This is a genomic window from Neisseria viridiae (genome assembly GCF_962747995.1).
GTDB lineage: Bacteria > Pseudomonadota > Gammaproteobacteria > Burkholderiales > Neisseriaceae > Neisseria > Neisseria viridiae.
The window spans coordinates 22,675-44,779 of record NZ_CAUJAJ010000005.1; the positions used below are offsets into that span (position 1 = coordinate 22,675).

Sequence of the window (22,105 nt, forward strand, 5' to 3'; positions counted from 1 at the left end):
TATATCGCCGATTGAAACGTGCCGGCACAGCGATGCCGGCCTGCACTTGAATGAAACAAATGCCGTCTGAAAGGGTTTCAGACGGCATTTCTATGCCTGCCTATTCCCTGTTGCGCGTGTGCCAAAAATAACGCCGCACGAAACACGGGAAGGCGAAAATGAGGTACAGGCAGACGACGGTGGCGTAAAACTCCCACCCCTGATTGTGTACCGCTCCCGCACGGGATTCGAGGATGTAGGCAAGAACGGCGGTCAGCGCGAAACCTGCCGCCAGCTCGATCAGGTGGTGTCCGAAATGTTTGCGCTTGAGCGGTACGATGCCGAACAGCCTGGTCGTGAGGAAGGGGGCGTTGGCAAAAATCAAGGCAAGCAGCAAAAGGATGTACATGGATGCGGTCATGGCGGGCTTTCTGTTTGGGCGTTGTCGGCGGAGATGCCGTCTGAACTGCATTGAGGAACGGCATATCTTAACAAAAACGGCAGCCTCTGACACGGCTGCCGTTGCGGCGGCTTACAGCGTGTTCTCCAACGCCTTGGCGCACCAGTCGATAACGGTTTGCGGCATAATGCCCCACAGCACCAACAGCAGCGCGTTGATGCTTAAGAGGAATTTTGCGGCATTGTTGCCGCCGGCGGCGGGACGGGCGCGGCCGGATTCGTCAAAATACATGACTTTGACCACGCGCAGGTAGTAGAACGCACCAATCAGCGACATCACGACGGCAAATACGGACAACCAAACATAGCCTTGTTTCAAGAGTGCCATAATCACGCCGAATTTGGCGTAAAAACCCATCAGCGGCGGAATACCCGCCATAGAGAACATAACCAGCAGCATCAAAAAGGCAAGCCATACGCGGTGTTGGTTTAACCCTGCCAAATCGCTGATGTTTTCGCACTCGTTGTCCCCGTCCGACAACACCATCAACACGCCGAACCCTGCCGCCGCCATCAGCGCGTAGGTAATGGCGTAATAGAGGCCCGCCGCAAAGCCGACCGCGCCCGCCATAAACGCCAACAGGATGAAACCCATATGCGATACGGTGGAATAGGCGAGCATACGTTTGATATTGGTCTGCATGATGGCGGCAAGGTTGCCGACCAGCAGCGAGGCGGCGGCAAGCAGGGCAAACATCAGAGACCAGTCATGATGCACGGTTCCCAGCCCGGTAACGAGGATGCGGAAAGCGAAAACGACGGCGGCGACTTTCGGGGCAGTGCCGACCAAGGCGGTAACAGAAGTGGGCGCGCCGTGATACACGTCGGGCACCCACATATGGAACGGTACCGCGCCGAGTTTGAACGCAACGGCGACGACGATAAACACCAGACCCAGTTTCAACAGCCATTCATTGGCTTCTTCATTGAAGGAAGAGGCAAGCACGCCGGCAAATTCCAGCGAACCGGTTGCGCCGTAAACCATAGAAATACCGTAGAGCAGCAGGCCGGATGCCAGCGCGCCCAGAACAAAATATTTCAAGGCGGCTTCGGCGGCAAAGCCGGAATCGCGGCGCAGGGCAATCAGGGCGTAAAGGGCAAGCGACAAGAGTTCCAAACCGATATACGCAGTTAAAAAATGCCCCGCGCTCACCATCACGCTCATGCCCAAGAGGGCAAACAGCGACAGGGTGTAAAACTCGCCTTTGAAAATACCGCGCACTTGGTTGTAGGGCTTGGCATAGACAAACAGGGCAAAGGTCAAGGCATATAAAACCATTTTTGCCAAACGCGACATACCGTCCGCAATATACATACCGTTGAACGAAGACGTGCTGCCCTGTTCCCACACCGCCAACTGCACCACAGCCGTCAGCACAACCGCGCCTAAAGCCATCAGATGCGTCAGATGGCGGCGTTTGTCGCTAATCCACAAATCAGCCAGCAATACGACCACCAGCAGCGACAGCAGCACGACTTCGGGCAGTGCGGGCATCAAATTCAAATCAGACCAATTCATTTACACACCTCACATCTTGCTTTGCGCCACTTGGGCAATCAAATCGTTTGCCGCCTGATGCACCACTTCGATAAACGCGTTCGGATACAGGCCCATACCCAAAACAGCAACCGCCAAAATCGCCAAAATCGCAAATTCGCGGCAGTTGATGTCTCTCATTTCAGCAACGTGCGGATTATGAATCGCGCCGAAAATCACGCGCTTGTACATCCACAGGGTATAAGACGCGCCGTAAATCAGGGTCATGGCAGCCAACGCGCCCACCCAGAAATTCACTTTAACCGCGCCCATAATCACCATAAACTCGCCCACGAAGCCGGAAGTTGCAGGCAAACCGGCGTTCGCCATACCGAACAGCATCATAAACGCCGCAAACTTAGGCATCACATTGACCACGCCGCCGTAATCGGCAATATTGCGGGTATGCAGGCGGTCGTACATCACGCCGATGCACATAAACATCGCGGCAGACACGAAACCGTGCGAAATCATCTGAATGACCGCGCCTTTTAACGCCCAGTCGTCCAACTGCCCGTCAACAAACAAAAACATCCCAAGCGTTACAAAACCCATATGGCTGATGGAAGAATACGCCACCAGTTTTTTCATATCGGTCTGCACCAGGGCCACCATACCGATGTAAATCACGGCAATCAGGCTCAATACGATGATTACGGGGGCAAAATAGCGTGCCGCATCCGGCACAATCGGCAGGATGAAGCGCAAAAAGCCGTATGCGCCCAGTTTCAGCGTAATCGCCGCCAACACCATCGAACCGCCGGTCGGCGCTTCAACGTGGGCATCCGGCAGCCAAGTGTGTACGGGGAACATCGGCACTTTCACGGCAAACGACAGGAAGAACGCCGCAAACAAAAGCTGTTGCACGCCCAACGGAATCTGTTTGATGTTTTGGAAATCGACAATGGAGAAGCTGCCTGTCTGATAGTACAGGTAAACCATGGCAACCAGCATCAAAAGCGAACCCATCAGCGTATAGAGGAAGAGCTTAACCGACGCATAGACGCGGCGCGGACCGCCCCATACACCAATAATCAGGTACAGCGGAATCAGCATACCCTCGAAGAACACATAAAACAGAATCGCATCCTGCGCGGCAAACGCGCCGTTAATCAAACCCGACATCATCAGGAATGCCGCCATATACTGCGCCGGACGTTTCCGAATGACCTCCCAACCGGCCAATACCACCAACAGCGTGATAAACGCATTCAAGATGATAAAGAGCACTGAAATACCGTCCACGCCCAATGCGTAGTTGATTTTCAGCAGCGGAATCCACTCGTGGAACTCGGCAAACTGATAGCCGCCGCTCAAACGGTCGAAACCGGCAAACAGGGGCAGCGTTACCAAGAAACCGGCAAGCGCGCCCATAAAGGCGAGCACGCGGGCAAGCGGCGCACGGCTGTCCGACCCCGTCGCCAAAACCAGCACGCCTGCGGCGATGGGTATCCATATTGCCAAGCTGAGTAGGTAGTTGGAAAACATAATGGTTAACCTGTGGTTAAAATAAAATGTGTTTATGTGGATATTTCTTCGTTTCAGACGGCCTGAAGGTTTAAGGCTGTCTGAAGCCTCATCCTTATCGGAACAATCCCCAGAAAGTCATGCCGAGCAGTACCAATACGCCGAATACCATAGCGGCAGCGTAGGTGTAGATAAAGCCTGTTTGGACTTTACGCACTTGCGCGGCAACCGCGCCGACCAGTCTAGCAGAGCCGTTGACAATACCGTTGTCGATAATGGCGGTATCGCCGACTTTCCAGAAGAAGGTACCCAATGCGCGTGTGCCTTTGGCGAAAACGTTGAAATACAGGGCATCAAGGTAGTATTTGTTTTCAAACAAAACGTAAACCGGACGGAACGCCTGCGCGATTTTCGCAGGCAGGTGCGGCAGTTTGACGTATAGGAGCCATGCGCTCAATACGCCTGCGATAGCGAGATAGAGAACGGGCGAATGCAGGCTGTGCGACACCATCGCCAATGCGCCGTGGAACTCTTCTTTCATAATGTGCATGGTCGGATGCGCATCGGCATTAACAAAAATCACGTCTTTGAAGAAATCGCCGTAAAGCATGGGTTCGATGGCGATGTAGCCGATGATGACGGACGGAACGGCAAGCAAAATCAAAGGCAGGGTAACCACCAACGGGCTTTCGTGCGGATTGTCGTTTTTACCCAAACCGTGATGTTCTTCGCCGTGGCCGTCTGAATGGTGTTCGGGCAGGCTGCGCCATTTCTCTTCGCCGTGGAACACCATAAAGTATTGGCGGAACGCGTAAAACGCGGTAACAAACACGCTGGCGAGGACGGCAAAATAGGCAAAGCCGCTGCCCGGCAGTGTGCTGTATTTCGCCGCTTCGATAATCGAATCTTTGGAGTAGAAGCCGGAGAAGAACGGCGTACCAATCAGCGACAAGTTACCGATCAGCATGGTCAGCCAAGTAACCGGCATATATTTTTTCAGATTGCCCATATGGCGCATGTCTTGGTCGTGGTGCATACCGATAATCGCGCTGCCTGCCGCCAAGAACAACAGGGCTTTAAAGAAGGCGTGGGTCATCACATGGAACATCGCCACGGAATAGGCAGACGCGCCCAAAGCCACGGTCATATAGCCCAGTTGCGACAGGGTGGAATACGCAACCACACGTTTGATGTCGTTTTGAATCACGCCCAAGAAGCCCATAAACAGGGCGGTAATCGCACCGATCACCATGATAACGGACAGCGCAGTGCTGCTCATTTCGTAAATCGGCGACATACGCGATACCATAAACAGACCCGCCGTAACCATCGTCGCAGCGTGAATCAATGCGGAAATCGGGGTCGGGCCTTCCATCGAATCAGGCAGCCAGACGTGCAGCGGGAATTGTGCCGATTTACCCATCGCACCGACAAACAGGAGCAAACAGGTTACAGTAATCAAAGACCATTCCACACCGGGGAACAATTGAATGGTGGCCGTCTGAACATTAGGCAGATAAGCGAATACATCTTGATAGCGCAGGCTGCCGCCGAAATAGGCAAGCACCAAGCCGATACCGAGCAAAAAGCCGAAGTCGCCGACACGGTTGATCAAAAAGGCTTTCAGGTTGGCAAATGTCGCGCTCGGACGTTTGAAATAGAAACCGATCAAGAGATACGATACCAAGCCCACCGCTTCCCAGCCGAAGAAGAGCTGGATGAAGTTGTTGCTCATAATCAGCATCAACATACTGAAAGTAAACAAAGAAATATAGCTGAAGAAGCGTTGGTAGCCGACTTTTTCATCGTGCATATAGCCGATGGTATAGATATGTACCATCAACGATACGCCGGTGACCACGACCATCATCATCGCCGTCATCGTATCGACCAAGAAGCCGACGGAGAAATCCAAACCGCCCATTGTCAGCCAGGTATAGACGTTCTCGTCAAACTTGGCACGGCTGCCATTGAGGAATCCCCACAGCACATAAGCCGACAGCACGGCGGACACCGCCACACCGAGTATCGTAACCGTATGCGCGCCGGCACGTCCGATTTTATTGCCGAACAAACCCGCAATAAGCGAGCCTGCCAAAGGCACGAAGGCGATGATGAGATATAAAGTCATGTCGTTCATTTGATTGAATCCGATTGATTTAAAAATCTATGTTTGTTTCGTACAAAATTACTTCGGAAAAACAAATCCAACACGCTCCAATCGTTTGCGTGCCACAGCTAATTGCTCTTCAGTAAATAAATCACACCACGGCTTTTGTAACACCAGATATTCCATACTGTATTTCAAGGCGTGGACTCCGCCACCACTCAAAATCAGCTCTGTAAAACCGGTCTGAGTCTTCTTTTCCCCCGTACTCAATAATTTATCCGCCGCCTCTTTACCACCAAATTCATTTACAATTTGTAAAAATCGTGTCGCCTTGTAAGGTTGCGGCAAATTCAAAGCCTCCTGATAAATATTTAACATGGCTTTATGAAATTCTTGTTCTAACTGATTTTTATCCATCATTCTTCTTCCAATATTTCAGACCGGATTATTCTTACCCAGAATTTCTTTTCTCATCCGCTCCCGTCTGATCACCTACCGAATCAGGTCGTCTGAAACAGTCTGAAATCGCTTTTCAGACGACCCTCAGCCTTTTTCATACCCTTCGTAATAATACGACTGCTCGATACCTTTAAAGATGATTTCACGGTTGTCCACATCGTCAGTCAGGTTATCCTTTAACAGAAAGCGCAGTTCTAAATCGTTGACGGGGCTGCGTTCCATCGCCTGCAAATACAGGGTTTTGCTTACATTTTGCCAGTTTACGACTTTTTTCAGGTTTTTTTTCAGCACCAAATCCAGCCAGATGCGGGTACTTCTGCCATTACCCTCCAAAAACGGATGGGCAATGTTCATTTCAACATATTTGGCGATGATTTCTTCAAAAGTCCGCTCGGGCATCTGCTCGATTTTAACCAAAGCCTCTTTTAAATACATGGCGTTGGCAAAACGAAAACCGCCTTTGGAAATGTTGTCTTCCCTGATTTGACCCGCAAAATCATATAAGCCGCCGAACAGGTAACGGTGAATCTGTTGCAGGCCCGCGGTGGTACCGACTTCGATACGGTCGATGTCGCCGCTTTCAAACAGGCGGCGGGCATTATGCAGGCTTTGTTCGTCTATGGATTTCATCGTTTTTCCTATCGGGTTTTCAGACGGCATCGGTGTCTTGTCAGGTCTCGACCCAACCTACCTTTACCCTTTCAACTCATCCAAATCGGCAACGTTGATTGTTTGTCGGTTGCGGTACACCAGCACCATAATCGCCAAACCGATGGCAGATTCAGCAGCGGCAACGGTTAATACGAAGAATACGAAAATTTGTCCGGCAGTATCGCCCAAATGTTGCGAGAAGGCGATAAAGTTGAAGTTCACCGCTAAAAGCATCAGCTCGATGGACATCAGCAATACCAGCACGTTTTTGCGGTTCATAAAGATACCCATTGCGCTGATACCGAACAGGAGCGCACCCAATACCAGATAATGCGTCAAGGTAATCATGCTTTGCCCTCCCCTTCCGGCTTGAAGCCGTCTGAAACTTCGCTTTCTTCGGCAGATTCAACTTGCGGTTTGACCGCTTCCATTTTCACCAGACGCATACGGCCCTGGTCGGCGCGTACTTTAACTTGGTCGGCTGGATCCATACGTTTCGGATTGGTGGTTTTACGATGAACCAGCGCAATCGCCGCCACCATGCCCAACAGCAGCAATACCGCCGCCAATTCAAATGGCAACAGGTAGTCGGTATAAATACGGCTGCCCAAATCGCGGATATTGTTGTAATCGGCGGGAATGTCTTTCATCAGACCAAATGCGGCCAGGTCGGTTTTCGGGTTGACCAAAATCAGAATCAGGGCAACCGCCAACAATGTACCGACCACGCCGGCAACCGGCGCGTGCCGCCAAAAACCGGCGCGCATTTCTTCAATGTCGATGTTCAGCATCATCACGACAAACAGGAACAACACCATCACGGCGCCGACGTAAACCACCACCAGCGTCACACCCAAAAACTCCGCCTGCATCAGCATCCAAAGCATCGCGCTCACGCAGAAGGTCAGCACCAGATGCAAAGCGGCGTGGACAGGGTTTTTAGCGGTAACGGTACGAACCGCGCCGTACAAAACGATGGCGGCAAGGATATAGAACAGAATCGCGGAAAAAGTCATTCGTCTGCTCCTTAACGATACGGCGCATCAGCGGCTTTGCGTTTGGCGATTTCGGCTTCGTATTTGTCGCCGATTGCCAAGAGGATGGGCTTGGTCATATGCAAGTCGCCTTTTTTCTCGCCGTGGTATTCAAAAATATGGGTTTCCACAATCGCATCGGTCGGACACGCCTCTTCGCAGAAACCGCAGAAGATGCACTTGGTCAGGTCGATGTCGTAACGCTTGGTGCGGCGCGTGCCGTCTTCGCGTTCTTCCGATTCGATGTTGATCGCCATTGCCGGACACACCGCCTCGCACAATTTGCACGCGATGCAGCGTTCCTCGCCGTTCGGATAACGGCGTTGCGCGTGCAAACCCCTGAAACGCACGGATTGCGGCGTTTTCTCTTCGGGGAAATAAATCGTGTCTTTGCGGGCGAAAAAGTTTTTGAGCGTTACGCCCAAGCCTTTTACCAATTCGCCAAGCAGAAAGGTTTTTACTAAGTTAGCCATATTATTCAACCCATTATCTCAGGGAATATTTTGAGGGCTTCAAGCCGTCTGAAAACCGGTTATTTTAAAAACGAAACGTTGAAATCCGTTTCACCGCGTTCATCTTCGCGCATATGCACATTGTAATGGCGCACCTGACCGCAAGCCTGAACTGTCCACACTTCCTCGGACTGTATCCGCCCTTCCACACGTTTGACATCGCTGATTTTTGCATCGATGGCTTTGATGTTTTGGCATAAGAAAGCAGTACTTTCCCATTGCTTGATGACCTTAGCGACATCATTACGCAAAACATTGTCGCCGCCGAACGCGGTACTTTGACCGCCGTATTGGATATCGCCGACAAAGGCGCACGATGCCAAGATGGCGGAAGATAATATTGCTGCATATCTCTTCATTTGCTTCATCCTTTCAAAAGCCGCATCTGAATCAAAGTTTTCAGACGGCCTATTTCCACAAATTCAGCGGTGAAATCATCCACACGCCCAAAATCACGATGTAGGCGAAGCCGATCGGAATCAGCACTTTCCAGCCCAAACGCATGATTTGGTCGTAACGGTAGCGCGGGAAGGTTGCACGGATCCACAGATACCAGTACAGCACCGCCGCCATTTTCGCGAACATCCAGAATGCGGAAGGTGTGCCGATAAAGCCCCAGCTTTGCGGGAACGGAGACAGCCAGCCGCCGAGGAACATCAGCGAGGTCAGCGCGGCAATCAGAATCATGAAAATGTATTCGGCAAGGAAGAACAGCGCGAATGCGAAGCCGGAATATTCGACGTGGTGTCCGGCAACGATTTCGGATTCGCCCTCTGCCACGTCAAACGGTGCGCGGTTGGTTTCGGCAACGGCGGAAATCAGATAGACGATGAAGATTGGGAAGAGCGGCAGCCAGTTCCAAGAGAATACCGAACCGCCGGCAATACCTTTAGCTTGTGCGGCAACGATGTCGGAGAAGTTCATGCTGCCCGACACCATCACGACGCACACCAGCGCGGCACTCATGGCGATTTCGTAGGAAATGCTTTGCGCGGAAGCACGCATTGCGCCCAAGAACGAATATTTGGAGTTGGAAGCCCAGCCCGCGATGATCACGCCGTAAACCGACAGCGAGGTAATCATCAGGATATACAAAAGGCCGATATTGATGTTGGTCAGCACCCATTCTTCGTTGAACGGAATCACTGCCCACGCCGCGAAAGACGGTGCAAGCGACATAATCGGGCCAATATAGAACAGGGCTTTGTTTGACAGCTTCGGACGGGTTACTTCTTTAAACAAGAGTTTGAACACGTCGGCAAACGGCTGAATCAGACCCCACGGGCCGGTTACGTTTGGGCCGACACGAAGCTGCATAAAGCCGATGACTTTACGTTCGAAATATGTCAGATAGGCAACGGTCAGAATCAGCGGAATCAGGATAATCACGATTTTGACGATGACGGATACCACCAAACCTACGGTGATACCCAAATCGCCCAGACCGAGTGTTGCGGCAAAGAGGTTTTGGAACCATTCTTGCATGATCAAGCTCCCGCCAGTTCAATAGTGTCCATCAACGCACCCAGCGCGGCATTTTCGGTATGCAGCGGCAGATGCACCACGTTTTCAGGCAAACCGGCATCGGCTTTGACGGCAACCGATACGCTTGCGCCGTTTTGTTTGGCAACAGCGGTCTGTCCGTCTTGCAGGCCCAAACGTGCCAAAGTATTTGGATTTACACGCGCGGCAGGCACGGCGGCATGGCTGGTTTCTTGCAACGGCGCGGAACGGCGCACGATAGAATCAGTGTGATAAATACCGACTCCGCCGACACGGACGAGGCGGTCTGAGGCCGTCTGAACGCCCTCCCCTGCCCATGTGCTGCGGTTGTCCAGTTTGGACGGCAGGCTTTCCGCATCCAGCGCGTCTTTCAAAATCGCAGCGGTATCGTGGTATTCAAAACCTTGCAGGTCAAACAGGTTGCCCAATACGCGCAACACTTTCCACATCGGACGCGAATCGCCGAAGCCTTGTACCACGCCGTGGAAAGATTGCAGACGGCCTTCCATATTGATAAAGCTGCCCGATGTTTCGGTAAACGGCGCAATCGGCAGCAATACGTCGCACACGTCCAGCAGCGTTTCGCTGACAAACGGCGTAAACGCCATCACGCTTTTCGCCTGTTTCAGCGCGGCTACGGCTTTTGCGCCGTCCACCGTATCGATTTCCGGCTCGACGTTGAGCAGCAAGACTGCCTGTTTCGGCGCGTTTGCCATTTCAACAACGCTCTCGCCCGAGTTCACGCCCAATACATCCGCACCAACGCTGTTAGCAGCCTGCGGCAGAATACCCAGCACCGCGCCGGTCGCGTCCGCCAGCTCTTGCGCGGCGGCGTAAATTGCGGCGTAATCGGGATGGTTTTGCACTTCCGCGCCCAAAATCACCGCAGCTTTTTCAGCGTTTTTCAGGCTCGCGGTAATCGCATGTTCCACATCGGCAGACAGGTTTTTCAGACGGCCTGCCCACTCGTCGGGATGCACCGCTTCCTGAGCCAGAAGCGGCATCAACAATTCTTCCTTGCTGCTTGCCAACACGCTCAAAGCCATGCGTTCTTTGGCAGCGCGGCGCAGGCGGGCGGTCAGAAGCGGCTGCTCTTTGCGCAAGTTCGCACCGACTACTAATACGGCTTCGTTGTCCGCCAGCGATTCGATACTTTGTCCCAGCCATTGCGCACCTTTAAGGCCGTCTGAAAGACGTTTGTCTTGTTGGCGCAAACGGGTTGCAAAGTTTTTAACACCCAAGCCGTCGGCAAATTTTTTGGCCAGATACAGCTCTTCAACCGTATTCATCTGATTGGCCCAAATGCCGACTTGGTTTTGGTTGCCGTCTTTGGCGATACATTCAATCGCGCTGCGGACATATTCCAACGCGGTTTTCCAATCCACGTCCATCCACTCGCCGCCCTGTTTGATTTTCGGGTTTTTCAGACGGCTTTCGTGATACAGGCCTTCGTAGGCAAAACGGTCGCGGTCAGACAGCCAGCATTCGTTGATGGCTTCGTTTTCCAACGGCAACACGCGGCGGACGGTATGGTCTTTGGTTTGTACAATCAGATTGCTGCCCAAAGCATCGTGGGTGGAAACGGATTTGCGGCGGTTCAGCTCCCAAGTACGCGCGTTGAAGCGGAACGGTTTGCTGGTCAATGCGCCGACGGGACACAAATCGATGACGTTGCCCGACAATTCGGTTTCCACCGCTTTGCCGATAAAGGGCATAATCTCAGAATGCTCGCCGCGATTCGCCATCGCAATTTCCTGCAAACCGGCGATTTCTTCAGTGAAACGGACGCAACGGGTACAGTGGATGCAGCGGCTCATTTCCTCGGCGGAAACCAAAGGCCCCATGTCTTTGCCGACGACGGAACGTTTTTCTTCGGTATAGCGGCTGGTGGTTTTGCCGTAGCCCACCGCCAAATCCTGCAACTGGCATTCGCCGCCCTGGTCGCAGGTCGGACAATCAAGCGGATGGTTGATGAGCAGGAACTCCATCACACCTTCTTGCGCCTCTCGGGCTTTTGCCGAATGCGTACGCACAATCATGCCGTCTGTAACCGGCGTGGCACAGGCAGGCAGGGGTTTGGGGGCTTTTTCCACGTCCACCAAACACATACGGCAGTTGGCGGCGATGGAAAGTTTTTTGTGGTAACAGAAATGCGGGATATAAGTACCGAGCTTGTGCGCGGCTTCAATCACCGTCGCACCCTGCTCCACAGATACCTGTTTGCCGTCGATTTCGATTTGTAACATGGTTCGTTCCTAGTTACGGGTATTTGATAAATAATTTTTTATGGAGGTCGTCTGAAAAATGGGTTTCAGACGGCCTTTTGAGTTTCATTGACAATCAATACTGTTTAAAACGTTTACTGCCACCTTGCCGTCATTCCCGCGTAGGCGGGAATCCATTTTTTGAATTTCGGCAACTGCTTTTCAAATATCGGGTTCTGTAAATTCCACTATGGATTCCCGCCTACGCGGGAATGACGGCAAAGTTAAATTTTTAGCATTTTGCTTCTAACCAATATAAAACCAACTAAAACTATAACTCATTTATTATATTTTTAAATGACTTAAATAACTCTTTAACAGCACGCTCATTGTCTTCATCTGTAGGCTCAAACTTTTCACACCAATTAATTATATTTACATCGCCATGCAATAACTCTGCATAACATCCTACTGCATCGCAACTACCACCCCGTGTCCTTGACGTGCCAAAAATAAAATCACAATTATGCGAATAAAGTTTGTATAAATTTCTCCTAACCTCGTATTCATTATCACCAGATGAATAAAAACCAATCCTCTGACCTTCATGATCAAATACTGCAACAAAATCTAAGCCGTTTCCATGTCTTTCAAAAAAGACTAGAAATTTAGAAAATTTCCAACAAATCTGATTAAAAAGCGTATTGAGTGTCGTACTCTTACCTTTGTTGGCTGCACCGTATAGAATAAAAATTTTAGCTTCCACCATTACCACCCTCCCCACTTATGCTCTTTCATCGGCCCGCCGTGTTCGATGTAATGCACAAACTCATCACGGAAATGCTTGGTAAAGCTGCGGACGGGGAAGACGGCGGCATCGGCAAGGGCGCAGATGGTGCGGCCTGCCATTTGGTTGCCGACAGAATCGAGCAAATCCAAATCTTCCATTTTACCTTTGCCTTCTACGATGCGATGGACAATGCGGTAGAGCCAGCCCGTACCTTCGCGGCAGGGGGTGCATTGGCCGCATGATTCATCGTAGTAGAAGTAGCTTAAGCGTTCGAGGGCTTTCACCATGCATACGTCTTCGTCCATCACGATAATCGCGCCAGAACCGAGCATGGAGCCGGCTTTGGAAATCGAGTCATAGTCCATATTGGTCTGCATCATGATATCGGCAGGTAACACGGGCGCGGACGAACCGCCGGGAATAACGGCTTTAAGTTTTTTACCGCCGCGCATACCGCCCGCCATTTTCAGAACTTCGGCAAACGGCGTGCCCAACGGCACTTCATAGTTGCCCGGACGCTCGACATGACCGGAAATACAGAATAATTTGGTACCGCCTGCATTCGGAATACCTTTATCGGCAAATGCCTGTCCGCCGTCACGGATAATGAAGGGGACGGAGGAGAACGTTTCGGTATTGTTGATGGTAGTCGGCTTGCCGTACAGACCGAACGAGGCGGGGAACGGCGGTTTAAAGCGCGGCTGGCCTTTTTTGCCTTCCAACGATTCGAGCAATGCGGTTTCTTCGCCGCAGATGTATGCGCCGTAACCGTGATGGGCGAAGAGTTCGAATTCAAAATCCGAACCCAGAATATTTTTACCCAAAAAGCCTGCGGCACGCGCCTGCTCCAAAGCGGCTTCAAAGCGTTGGTAGCCTTCGAAAATTTCGCCGTGAATGTAGTTGTAGCCCGCTTTCGCGCCCATTGCGTAACCGGCGAGAATCATGCCTTCAATCAGGGCATGGGGATTGAACATGATGATGTCGCGGTCTTTGAACGTGCCCGGCTCGCCTTCGTCAGTGTTGCAGACGACGTATTTTTCGCCCGGGAAGGAACGGGGCATAAAGCTCCATTTCAAACCGGTCGGAAAGCCCGCACCGCCGCGCCCGCGCAAGCCGGAGGTTTTGACTTCGTCAATCACATCGGTTTGCGAGATGTTTTCGGACAGGATTTTACGCAGGGCGGTATAGCCGCCACGTTTGACGTATTCGTCCAATGTCCAACAATCGGGATTGGCGGTATCCACTTGGTCAAAAATCACGCCTGATTGGTAAATAGCCATTTTGGTGTGCCTATTCGTTTTCGTATCGGTTGCGGCTGCCTGCCTTCTCAATGTTCCTGATGCCGTCTGAAACGGTTTGTCTGTTTTCAGACGGCATTTTCCTGTCTTCGTTTAATCTGAACCAAACCTGAGTTTGTTCTTCCCGTCATCAATCAAAATTACCATCCGCCGCATTTGTCTTCACACGGAATGCCGTCGCCATCACCGTCCATCTTGGTATCGGAACAGTTCCTTACAAACCATTTGGCTTCTTCGCACGAAGTCATTTGTGAGCAATATTGCCTGCCGTCGCAACGGTATGGGCTGCTGTCGGGCTGCTGCCGTTTTATTTCGGGCAATACTTGCGTTTTAACCGGCGTATTTTCCTGTTTCGGAGTCAGCTTCTCTGACGCATATTGATACGCCTTATAGCCGATTGCCGAAACAAGCAGCAAACCGACCGACAAAGACAGCACAACCTGAACAATCGAAGTGGGAGATTCCTCGTCTTTTCGATGTTTCTTGCGGTATACGGGAGAAACTGCACGCTCCCGATTCAGATAGCGTATCTGTTTTGCAGAAAATCTTCCCTTGCCATCTGAAACCACTTCGAAAGAAACCTGCTCGTCAAGCCCGGGCCGCGGATTTCTTTGCAGGAAGTCGGAAATATGGCAGAAAATCTCTCCTTCCCCGCTTTCTGTACGTATAAATCCGTATCCTTTGTCATCATGCCATCGGACGATTTTTCCCTTCATTGATTCGGTTTCCCTGTTTTCTTTATTCCCGATTTGATTTGTCCAATCGGTCTGAAACGGCGGACAGAAATGTCTACCCTACCGGTTTTCCTGTTTTCAGACGGCATTTCCCCAGTTTATTCCAACTCCGCCAGTTTCTTCTCAATCGCCTCTTCAGTCATAAAGCTGCACATGCTGTGGTTGTTGACCAGCATAACGGGGGCATCGCCGCACGCGCCCATGCATTCGCCTTCGACAAGGGTAAATTTGCCGTCGGGCGTGGTTTCGCCGTAGCCGATACCGAGTCTTTGTTTGAGGTATTCGCCGGTAGCCATACCACCGCGCAGGGCGCAGGGCAGGTTGGTACAAACGGTCAGTTTGTATTTGCCGACAGGCTCAAGATCGTACATATTGTAGAAGGTAGCGACTTCGTAGGCTTGTGCAGGCGAGATGCCGATATAGTCTGCGACAAAGGCAATGGTCTCGGGAGCAAGCCAGCCTTTTTCGGTTTGAGCAATACGCAATGCGCCCATAATCGCGGAACGGCGTTGGTCGGCAGGATATTTTGCCAACTCAATATCAATTTGTTTTAAGGATTCTGCGGATAACATTATCGGTCAACCTCCCCGAATACGATGTCCTGCGTACCGATGATGGCAACAACGTCGGCGAGCATGTGGCCTTTTGCCATTTCGTCCATGCCTTGCAGGTGGGCGAAGCCGGGTGCGCGGATTTTCAGGCGGTAGGGTTTGTTTGCGCCGTCTGAAATGATGTAAACGCCGAACTCGCCTTTCGGATGTTCGACAGCGGTGTAGGTTTCGCCCTCGGGAACGTGCATACCCTCGGTAAAGAGTTTGAAATGGTGAATCAGGTCTTCCATACCTGTTTTCATTTCGGTACGTTTGGGCGGAGCGAATTTGTGGTTTGTGGTAATGACCGGACCCGGATTAACACGCAACCACTCGGAACATTGTTTGATGATGCGTACGGATTGACGCATTTCTTCCATACGGCAAAGGTAACGGTCGTAGCAGTCGCCGTTCACACCGACGGGAATATCGAAATCCATTTTGTCGTACACTTCATACGGCTGTTTCTTACGCACGTCCCATTCCACGCCAGAACCGCGCAACATAACGCCGGTAAAGCCTTTTTGCATGGCGCGCTCGGGAGAGACGACGCCGATGCCGACGGTACGCTGTTTCCAAATACGGTTGTCGGTCAGGAGGGTTTCGAGTGTGTCGATGTTTTTCGGGAAACGTTCACAGAAGGCGTCGATGAAGTCGAGCATCGTGCCTTCGCGGGATTCGTTGAGCTGCTTCAATACTTTGGCGTTGCGGAATTTGCTGCTCTCGTATTTGGGCATGAAGTCGGGCAGGTCGCGGTAAACGCCGCCGGGACGGAAGTAGGCGGCGTGCATACGCGCACCGGACACGGCTTCGTACAAGTCCATCAGCTCTTCGCGGTCGCGGAAGGCGTAAAGGATGGCGGTCATCGCGCCGATGTCGAAGGCGTGCGAACCGATGCCCATCAGGTGATTGAGGATGCGCGTTACTTCGGCGAACATCACGCGGATGTATTGGGCGCGGATAGGCACATCAATTCCGGCGAGTTTTTCTACCGCCAAACAATATGCCTGCTCGTTGACCATCATGGAAACGTAGTCCAAGCGGTCCATATAGGGCAGGGCTTGCAGATAGGTTTTGGTTTCCGCCAGTTTTTCGGTGCCTCGGTGCAGGAGGCCGATATGCGGGTCGGCACGGACGATGGTTTCGCCCTCCAACTCCAAAATCATACGCAATACGCCGTGCGCCGCAGGGTGTTGCGGGCCGAAGTTGATGGTGTAGTTTCTTAATTTATTGGCCACCGTAGTTCTCCTCACGGACGATACGCGGCGTGATCTCGCGCGGCTCGATGGTAACAGGTTGGTAAATCACGCGTTTTTGCTCTTCGTCGTAACGCATTTCCACATAGCCGGAAATCGGGAAGTCTTTGCGGAACGGATGTCCGACGAAACCGTAATCGGTCAGGATGCGGCGCAGGTCGGGATGGTTGTTGAACATGATGCCGTACATATCGAAGGCTTCGCGTTCGTACCAATCCGCGCTGTTGTAGATATCGACTACGGATTCGACTACGGGGAAGTCGTCGTCTGAAACCCAGACGCGTACGCGGATGCGTTGATTGTTTTTAACGGAAAGCAGCTGACTGACGACGGCGAAGCGTTTGCCCTGCCATGCTTCGTTTTTGTAAGTGCTGTAATCGACACCGCACAAGTCAACCAGAAGCTCGAAATGCAAATCTTCATGGTCGCGCAATGCGGTCATGACTGAAATATAGTGTTCGGGCAGACACTCGACAGTAATCTCGCCCAAAGCTGAAATGACTTTGCCTGCCCGATCGCCAAGCACGCCGACGACGGTCTCGTATAAGTTTTGAATGCTTGCCATATCGTCCTCTCCTTACTCGTCACGCGCGATGGTGGAAGTGCGCTTGATTTTTTGCTGGAGCTGAATCAGGCCGTAAATCAGTGCTTCCGCAGTCGGAGGACAACCCGGCACATAAACGTCCACCGGCACGACGCGGTCGGCACCGCGCACGACGGAATAAGAATAATGATAGTAGCCGCCGCCGTTGGCACACGAACCCATAGACAATACCCAACGCGGCTCGGCGAGCTGGTCGTACACGCGGCGCAGTGCAGGCGCCATTTTATTGGTGAGCGTACCCGCCACAATCATCAGGTCTGCCTGACGGGGAGACGGACGGAAAATAATGCCGAAACGGTCAAGGTCGTAACGCGCCATACCCGCATGCATCATTTCCACGGCGCAGCAGGCCAAGCCGAAAGTAACCGGCCACAATGAACCGGTACGCATATAGTTCAACACCGTATCCGCGCTGGTGGTGATGAAACCTTTTTTCAAAACGCCTTCTATTCCCATTCCAGCGCACCTTTTTTCCATTCGTAAACAAAGCCTACCGTCAGAACGACGATAAACACCAGCATAGACCAGAAGCCGTACGCGCCCAAATCTTTGAACACGACTGCCCACGGCAACATGAACGCGACCTCCAAATCAAACAAGATAAAGAGGATGGCGACGAGGTAATAGCGCACGTCGAACTTCATCCTCGCGTTTTCAAAGGCTTCAAAACCGCATTCGTAAGGCGCGTCTTTTTCGGCGTAGTGGCGTTTCGGGCCTAAAATCGTGCCGAGCAGGATAAACAGCACGCCGGCCGCGAGGCCGACGAGGATGAATACGAGGACGGGAAAGTAACTGGCCAACATAATTGATGCCTGACTGGTTGACGGACAAATCGTTAAAACAAGCTGCTATTTTAGCGAATTTCAAAACCCATTAAAAGGTAAACAGGCAAAAAACGCCAATAAATACAACCATTTTATGATAACGATTCTTATTTTGATTTTATAAATACCCTATCTGATTTCCCCTTTACCGCTTGCTCCCCGCATTCCTCCTTACCCGCATACAGAAATGCCGTCTGAAAGCTTCAGACGGCATAGGATAATGTATGGTAAAACTATCGGACAGCCTGCAAGGCTTCGCGCACACCGGCTTTAAGTTCCGCACCCAAACGCCTGCCCAACAGCGTGCCGAAATCGTCCTGCCGCGTGTAATCCACCAAATCCGGGGCTTTGACCACGTCTCGCGCCACGCTGTAAATATTACCGAGTCCGTCCACCAGCCCGACTTTCAGCGCGTCCGCACCTGTGTATACCCGACCGCTGAACACGTCGGGATATTGTCGGAATTTGAGGCGGCCGCCGCGTCCGGTTTTGACGGCTTTGATGAACTCGCCGTGTATGCCGGTCAGCATTTCTTCCCAGATTTTTGACTGTTCGGGCGTTTCGGGCGAAAACGGATCGCCCATGCCTTTGTTGCTGCCTGCAATTTTAACCCTGCGTTTCACGCCGATTTTTTCCATCAGGCCGGTCGCGTCGAAACTGCTGCCGATAACGCCGATGCTGCCGACGATGCTGGACGGATCGGCATAGATTTTGTCCGCCGCCGCCGCGATGTAGTAGCAGCCGGACGCGCACATATCTTCCGCTACGAGATAAACGGGAATGCCGGGGTGCTGCGCCTTCAGACGGCGTATTTCTTCAAAAGCGGTGTTGGAGACGACGGGCGAACCGCCGGGGCTGTTGGCGCGGATGATGATGGCCTTTGCCTGCGGATTTTTGTAGGCGGCCTCCATACCGTCTTTGAGTTTTTTGACCTGGTCTTCTACACCGTTGCCGATTTCGCCGTACAGGTTGACGACTGCGGTATGCGGCGTATTGCCCGTCAACTGCAATGCGGCTTCGTCTTTTCGGAAAATGCCTGCAATCAGGGCAACCAGAATCAGGGTGCTGACGGCGCGCCAGATGTTTTTCCACATCCGCTCCCTGCGCCTGTCCCGATAGGCGGACAGCAGCACTTCGCGCATGATGTCGCGCTCCCATAAGGTTTCCCCCGCATTTTTTGCTTCGGGTGCTTCGTTTTCTCTTCTGATTCGGTATTGCATGGTTTTCCTTAAATATCGTCCGATTTGGGCAAACGTTTTTCAGTTTACCCGATTTTTCAGCTCTGCTCCCAATCCGTCCAAGCTGTGCAACACTTCCGCCCACGCCGCGTCCAAAAGGTTGACGGCTTCTCCTTCGGCTTTGATGCCGAACTCAATGTGCGGTTTGACCTGCGTGCCGTCTGAATGCGTCCAACCGACGCTGGGCAGGCTGTACGAACGCACGCCGGGATAAGTTTGCTCGATATGCTCCATAATCGGCGTAATGCGCGATTCGGGCTGCTCAAACACATACACGCTGCGGCTGCCGCGTTCGGTTTGGTTGAAGCGGCCGGCGCAATAAGTTTCCAAAACCCATTCCGCCATCGGGTGCGCCATCACAGGAAAGCCGGGGAAGAAATAATGCTCGCGGATGGAAAATCCGGCGATGTTGTTGAACGGGTTGGGCACAAGCTCTGCGCCTGCGGGAAAGTCCGCCATTTTCAGGCGTTGGGCGTGTTCCGGCGAATCAAGCGGCTCGCCACGTTTCAGGGTTACGCCTTCGATAAACTTGGCGGCTTCAGGATGGCGGACGACGGGCAAATCCAAAGCGGCGGCTGCGGCTTGGCGCGTGTGGTCGTCGGGCGTGGAACCGATGCCGCCGGTAACAAACGTCGGTATGCCGTCTGAAAAGCTGCGGCGTAGTTGTTTAACCAACAAATCAGGTTCGTCGGGCAAGTATTGCACCTGATTGAGCTTCAGCCCTTTGGATTCGAGCAGGGATTTGAAAAAGGCGAAATGCTTGTCTTGGCGGCTGCCGTGCAGGATTTCGTCGCCGATGATGATGAGGTTAAACAAATGCTGTCGGTCTTTCATAATCTTTCCTTCTGCCTAAAGGCTATTCATGATTTCCCATGATTACTGTTCCAATATTGCTTATTAGGTGCAACGGATAGGAGAGGCTCATGTTTGCAATCGGCATTTTTGCGTTCTTCATGTTCATTATCAGCCTTTTTGTGTGTACGTTTGTGCTGATTATTCAGTATTTGATTATTCGCCGTAAAATTCATCAAGACAAACGTGCAGTCAATTTTCGCGCCAAATATGCTACGCTTTCCACATTTTTTATACAATGGGTTGTTCTGAGCGCATTCAGCTCCTTACCTGCAAACCGTATGATTTTTTCACTGGCAGTCTTTACGGATATTTTACTTGGTTTTTTGTGGTTGTTTTTTGTTGCAACCAATGCAGATGAAATGTGGCGGTTGACTGGGCAAAAAGGCTATTTGTTGTGGCCTTTGGCAGCTGCTTCGGTTTGGGCAGCATGCTTCATTGTATTCAGCTTCGGATAGCGTCTCAATAATTGCGGACAAATGCCGTCTGAAAACCTGAATGCTTTTTCAGACGGCATCAAACTGGATTATCTCATCTATTTATAAGATAATAAGTTCAAATCATGTGCAGAGCGGTTTGCCTCGTTCTGCTTTTATTTTTAGTCCGAAGGATTCCCCATGAGTCAAAGCCATACTATTCTGCAATCCCTCCCCGTCGGTCAAAAAGTCGGCATCGCCTTCTCCGGCGGTCTTGATACCTCTGCCGCGCTGTTGTGGATGAAACTCAAAGGCGCGCTGCCTTACGCCTACACCGCCAACCTTGGTCAGCCCGACGAAGACGACTACAACGCCATTCCTAAAAAAGCGATGGAATACGGTGCGGAAAACGCCCGCCTGATCGACTGCCGCGCGCAGTTGGCACACGAAGGCATCGCCGCCATCCAATGCGGCGCATTCCACGTTTCCACCGGCGGCATCGCCTATTTCAACACCACGCCTTTGGGCCGTGCCGTTACCGGCACCATGCTCGTTTCCGCCATGAAAGAAGACGATGTGAATATCTGGGGCGACGGCAGCACCTACAAAGGCAACGACATCGAGCGTTTCTACCGTTACGGCCTCTTGACCAATCCCGCGCTGAAAATCTACAAACCCTGGCTCGACCAACAATTTATCGACGAACTCGGCGGCCGCCACGAAATGAGCGAATTTCTGATTGCCAACGGCTTCAACTACAAAATGTCGGTGGAGAAAGCCTATTCCACCGATTCCAACATGCTGGGTGCTACCCACGAAGCCAAAGACTTGGAATTCCTCAACAGCGGCATCAAAATCGTCAAACCCATTATGGGCGTTGCCTTCTGGGACGAAAACGTCGAAGTCGAACCCGAAGAAGTCAGCGTGCGCTTTGAAGAGGGCGTGCCGGTTGCATTAAACGGCAAAGAATACGCCGATCCTGTCGAACTCTTCCTTGAAGCCAACCGCATCGGCGGCCGCCACGGTCTGGGTATGAGCGACCAAATCGAAAACCGCATCATCGAAGCCAAATCGCGCGGCATCTACGAAGCCCCGGGAATGGCGTTGTTCCACATCGCCTACGAACGCTTGGTTACCGGCATCCACAACGAGGATACCATCGAACAATACCGCATCAACGGCCTGCGCCTCGGACGTTTGCTCTACCAAGGCCGCTGGTTCGACAGCCAAGCCTTGATGTTGCGCGAAACCGCCCAACGCTGGGTCGCCAAAGCCGTTACCGGCGAAGTTACCCTCGAATTGCGGCGCGGCAACGACTACTCGATTCTGAACACCGAATCGCCCAACCTGACCTACCAACCCGAACGCTTGAGTATGGAAAAAATCGAAGGTGCGGCGTTTACCCCGCTAGACCGCATCGGACAGCTCACGATGCGCAACCTCGACATCACCGACACCCGCGCCAAACTGGGCATCTACTCGCAAAGTGGTTTGTTGTCGCTGGGCGAAGGTTCGGTATTGCCAAAGCTTGATAGCAGCAAGTAAACCCAAACTGTAACAAAAAAGGCTACTAGAAATTGCTGGTAGC

At 52.0% G+C, this 22,105-nt stretch carries 24 protein-coding genes; 2 read left to right on the top strand and 22 right to left on the bottom strand.

The genetic code is table 11. The annotated features are described in order from the left end of the window. Positions 1–100 precede the first annotated feature (100 nt). The 22 genes from Q9J79_RS04525 to Q9J79_RS04630 all read right to left on the bottom strand — a co-directional run bounded on the left by Q9J79_RS04525 (position 101) and on the right by Q9J79_RS04630 (position 20,083). A complete protein-coding gene (locus tag Q9J79_RS04525; protein ID WP_107819815.1) occupies positions 101–400 on the bottom strand; it encodes a DUF2818 family protein in 300 nt (99 codons plus the stop codon). A gap of 111 nt (positions 401–511) precedes the next feature. After that, on the bottom strand, positions 512–1,957 hold the full coding sequence (gene nuoN, locus Q9J79_RS04530) for an NADH-quinone oxidoreductase subunit NuoN (protein ID WP_301911124.1): 1,446 nt from the start codon (positions 1,955–1,957) through the stop codon (positions 512–514). Between the two features lie 9 nt (positions 1,958–1,966). Then, entirely contained in the window at positions 1,967–3,463 is a 1,497-nt protein-coding gene (locus Q9J79_RS04535) for an NADH-quinone oxidoreductase subunit M (RefSeq protein ID WP_301911125.1), read from the bottom strand. Between the two features lie 94 nt (positions 3,464–3,557). Next, on the bottom strand, positions 3,558–5,582 hold the full coding sequence (gene nuoL / locus Q9J79_RS04540) for an NADH-quinone oxidoreductase subunit L (protein WP_301911126.1): 2,025 nt from the start codon (positions 5,580–5,582) through the stop codon (positions 3,558–3,560). A 48-nt stretch (positions 5,583–5,630) separates the two neighbouring features. Continuing rightward, complete coding sequence (locus Q9J79_RS04545; RefSeq protein WP_002215633.1) at positions 5,631–5,972, bottom strand: hypothetical protein; 342 nt, start codon at positions 5,970–5,972, stop codon at positions 5,631–5,633. Positions 5,973–6,095: 123 nt separating this feature from the next. Further along, positions 6,096–6,671 carry a protein adenylyltransferase Fic gene (gene fic, locus Q9J79_RS04550; protein WP_002215631.1) on the bottom strand — a complete coding sequence of 192 codons (576 nt, stop codon included), beginning with the start codon at positions 6,669–6,671 and terminating at the stop codon, positions 6,096–6,098. A gap of 33 nt (positions 6,672–6,704) precedes the next feature. After that, entirely contained in the window at positions 6,705–7,010 is a 306-nt protein-coding gene (gene nuoK, locus Q9J79_RS04555) for an NADH-quinone oxidoreductase subunit NuoK (protein WP_002215628.1), read from the bottom strand. After that, positions 7,007–7,678, bottom strand: coding sequence for an NADH-quinone oxidoreductase subunit J (locus Q9J79_RS04560; RefSeq protein WP_301911127.1), 672 nt, complete (start codon positions 7,676–7,678; stop codon positions 7,007–7,009). The genes nuoK and Q9J79_RS04560 overlap by 4 nt, the downstream gene beginning before the upstream one ends. An 11-nt stretch (positions 7,679–7,689) precedes the next feature. Further along, positions 7,690–8,169 carry an NADH-quinone oxidoreductase subunit NuoI gene (gene nuoI, locus Q9J79_RS04565; protein ID WP_002218650.1) on the bottom strand — a complete coding sequence of 160 codons (480 nt, stop codon included), beginning with the start codon at positions 8,167–8,169 and terminating at the stop codon, positions 7,690–7,692. Positions 8,170–8,228: 59 nt separating this feature from the next. Continuing rightward, complete coding sequence (locus Q9J79_RS04570) at positions 8,229–8,567, bottom strand: hypothetical protein (protein ID WP_004467706.1); 339 nt, start codon at positions 8,565–8,567, stop codon at positions 8,229–8,231. Between the two features lie 49 nt (positions 8,568–8,616). Beyond that, on the bottom strand, positions 8,617–9,693 hold the full coding sequence (gene nuoH, locus Q9J79_RS04575) for an NADH-quinone oxidoreductase subunit NuoH (RefSeq protein ID WP_002237570.1): 1,077 nt from the start codon (positions 9,691–9,693) through the stop codon (positions 8,617–8,619). A 2-nt stretch (positions 9,694–9,695) separates the two neighbouring features. Further along, positions 9,696–11,957, bottom strand: coding sequence for an NADH-quinone oxidoreductase subunit NuoG (gene nuoG / locus Q9J79_RS04580; RefSeq protein ID WP_301911128.1), 2,262 nt, complete (start codon positions 11,955–11,957; stop codon positions 9,696–9,698). Positions 11,958–12,246: 289 nt separating this feature from the next. Next, positions 12,247–12,684, bottom strand: coding sequence for a hypothetical protein (locus tag Q9J79_RS04585; protein WP_002228924.1), 438 nt, complete (start codon positions 12,682–12,684; stop codon positions 12,247–12,249). Continuing rightward, a complete protein-coding gene (nuoF, locus tag Q9J79_RS04590; protein ID WP_301911129.1) occupies positions 12,684–13,985 on the bottom strand; it encodes an NADH-quinone oxidoreductase subunit NuoF in 1,302 nt (433 codons plus the stop codon). The genes Q9J79_RS04585 and nuoF overlap by 1 nt, the downstream gene beginning before the upstream one ends. Positions 13,986–14,143: 158 nt before the next feature. After that, the gene (locus Q9J79_RS04595; protein WP_301911130.1) at positions 14,144–14,719 is read right to left on the bottom strand and encodes an excalibur calcium-binding domain-containing protein; all 576 of its coding nucleotides are present in this window, start codon (positions 14,717–14,719) and stop codon (positions 14,144–14,146) included. Positions 14,720–14,835: 116 nt separating this feature from the next. Next, the gene (gene nuoE / locus Q9J79_RS04600) at positions 14,836–15,309 is read right to left on the bottom strand and encodes an NADH-quinone oxidoreductase subunit NuoE (protein WP_003708120.1); all 474 of its coding nucleotides are present in this window, start codon (positions 15,307–15,309) and stop codon (positions 14,836–14,838) included. After that, on the bottom strand, positions 15,309–16,565 hold the full coding sequence (gene nuoD / locus Q9J79_RS04605; RefSeq protein ID WP_101115929.1) for an NADH dehydrogenase (quinone) subunit D: 1,257 nt from the start codon (positions 16,563–16,565) through the stop codon (positions 15,309–15,311). Before nuoD ends, nuoE begins: the two co-directional genes overlap by 1 nt. Further along, positions 16,555–17,148 (bottom strand): NADH-quinone oxidoreductase subunit C, encoded by a 594-nt coding sequence (locus Q9J79_RS04610; RefSeq protein WP_301669447.1) that lies wholly within the window; start codon positions 17,146–17,148, stop codon positions 16,555–16,557. The genes nuoD and Q9J79_RS04610 overlap by 11 nt, the downstream gene beginning before the upstream one ends. Before the next feature lie 12 nt (positions 17,149–17,160). Then, positions 17,161–17,643, bottom strand: coding sequence for a NuoB/complex I 20 kDa subunit family protein (locus tag Q9J79_RS04615; protein ID WP_002215610.1), 483 nt, complete (start codon positions 17,641–17,643; stop codon positions 17,161–17,163). Beyond that, on the bottom strand, positions 17,634–17,990 hold the full coding sequence (locus tag Q9J79_RS04620) for an NADH-quinone oxidoreductase subunit A (RefSeq protein ID WP_003681674.1): 357 nt from the start codon (positions 17,988–17,990) through the stop codon (positions 17,634–17,636). The genes Q9J79_RS04615 and Q9J79_RS04620 overlap by 10 nt, the downstream gene beginning before the upstream one ends. Before the next feature lie 254 nt (positions 17,991–18,244). Further along, on the bottom strand, positions 18,245–19,231 hold the full coding sequence (locus tag Q9J79_RS04625; protein WP_301911131.1) for a S49 family peptidase: 987 nt from the start codon (positions 19,229–19,231) through the stop codon (positions 18,245–18,247). A 39-nt stretch (positions 19,232–19,270) separates the two neighbouring features. Next, positions 19,271–20,083, bottom strand: a complete 813-nt coding sequence (locus tag Q9J79_RS04630; RefSeq protein WP_301911132.1) for a competence/damage-inducible protein A — start codon at positions 20,081–20,083, stop codon at positions 19,271–19,273. 89 nt (positions 20,084–20,172) lie between these two features. On the opposite strand from Q9J79_RS04630, the gene Q9J79_RS04635 reads away from it, so the two are divergent. Together Q9J79_RS04635 and argG are read left to right on the top strand one after the other, a co-directional pair. Further along, positions 20,173–20,559: a hypothetical protein gene (locus Q9J79_RS04635; protein ID WP_301911133.1), complete on the top strand. Its 387-nt coding sequence runs from the start codon at positions 20,173–20,175 to the stop codon at positions 20,557–20,559. A 159-nt stretch (positions 20,560–20,718) separates the two neighbouring features. Continuing rightward, positions 20,719–22,062 (top strand): argininosuccinate synthase, encoded by a 1,344-nt coding sequence (gene argG / locus Q9J79_RS04640; protein ID WP_301911134.1) that lies wholly within the window; start codon positions 20,719–20,721, stop codon positions 22,060–22,062. Positions 22,063–22,105: the final 43 nt, after the last annotated feature.

Bases quoted from the DNA above. Each gene is read 5' to 3' on its own strand.
- Q9J79_RS04525 (WP_107819815.1), bottom strand. From the start codon at position 400: ATGACCGCATCCATGTACATCCTTTTGCTGCTTGCCTTGATTTTTGCC.
- nuoN (WP_301911124.1), bottom strand. From the start codon at position 1,957: ATGAATTGGTCTGATTTGAATTTGATGCCCGCACTGCCCGAAGTCGTG.
- Q9J79_RS04535 (WP_301911125.1), bottom strand. From the start codon at position 3,463: ATGTTTTCCAACTACCTACTCAGCTTGGCAATATGGATACCCATCGCC.
- nuoL (WP_301911126.1), bottom strand. From the start codon at position 5,582: ATGAACGACATGACTTTATATCTCATCATCGCCTTCGTGCCTTTGGCA.
- Q9J79_RS04545 (WP_002215633.1), bottom strand. From the start codon at position 5,972: ATGATGGATAAAAATCAGTTAGAACAAGAATTTCATAAAGCCATGTTA.
- fic (WP_002215631.1), bottom strand. From the start codon at position 6,671: ATGCCGTCTGAAAACCCGATAGGAAAAACGATGAAATCCATAGACGAA.
- nuoK (WP_002215628.1), bottom strand. From the start codon at position 7,010: ATGATTACCTTGACGCATTATCTGGTATTGGGTGCGCTCCTGTTCGGT.
- Q9J79_RS04560 (WP_301911127.1), bottom strand. From the start codon at position 7,678: ATGACTTTTTCCGCGATTCTGTTCTATATCCTTGCCGCCATCGTTTTG.
- nuoI (WP_002218650.1), bottom strand. From the start codon at position 8,169: ATGGCTAACTTAGTAAAAACCTTTCTGCTTGGCGAATTGGTAAAAGGC.
- Q9J79_RS04570 (WP_004467706.1), bottom strand. From the start codon at position 8,567: ATGAAGAGATATGCAGCAATATTATCTTCCGCCATCTTGGCATCGTGC.
- nuoH (WP_002237570.1), bottom strand. From the start codon at position 9,693: ATGCAAGAATGGTTCCAAAACCTCTTTGCCGCAACACTCGGTCTGGGC.
- nuoG (WP_301911128.1), bottom strand. From the start codon at position 11,957: ATGTTACAAATCGAAATCGACGGCAAACAGGTATCTGTGGAGCAGGGT.
- Q9J79_RS04585 (WP_002228924.1), bottom strand. From the start codon at position 12,684: ATGGTGGAAGCTAAAATTTTTATTCTATACGGTGCAGCCAACAAAGGT.
- nuoF (WP_301911129.1), bottom strand. From the start codon at position 13,985: ATGGCTATTTACCAATCAGGCGTGATTTTTGACCAAGTGGATACCGCC.
- Q9J79_RS04595 (WP_301911130.1), bottom strand. From the start codon at position 14,719: ATGAAGGGAAAAATCGTCCGATGGCATGATGACAAAGGATACGGATTT.
- nuoE (WP_003708120.1), bottom strand. From the start codon at position 15,309: ATGTTATCCGCAGAATCCTTAAAACAAATTGATATTGAGTTGGCAAAA.
- Q9J79_RS04610 (WP_301669447.1), bottom strand. From the start codon at position 17,148: ATGGCAAGCATTCAAAACTTATACGAGACCGTCGTCGGCGTGCTTGGC.
- Q9J79_RS04615 (WP_002215610.1), bottom strand. From the start codon at position 17,643: ATGGGAATAGAAGGCGTTTTGAAAAAAGGTTTCATCACCACCAGCGCG.
- Q9J79_RS04620 (WP_003681674.1), bottom strand. From the start codon at position 17,990: ATGTTGGCCAGTTACTTTCCCGTCCTCGTATTCATCCTCGTCGGCCTC.
- Q9J79_RS04625 (WP_301911131.1), bottom strand. From the start codon at position 19,231: ATGCAATACCGAATCAGAAGAGAAAACGAAGCACCCGAAGCAAAAAAT.
- Q9J79_RS04630 (WP_301911132.1), bottom strand. From the start codon at position 20,083: ATGAAAGACCGACAGCATTTGTTTAACCTCATCATCATCGGCGACGAA.
- Q9J79_RS04635 (WP_301911133.1), top strand. From the start codon at position 20,173: ATGTTTGCAATCGGCATTTTTGCGTTCTTCATGTTCATTATCAGCCTT.
- argG (WP_301911134.1), top strand. From the start codon at position 20,719: ATGAGTCAAAGCCATACTATTCTGCAATCCCTCCCCGTCGGTCAAAAA.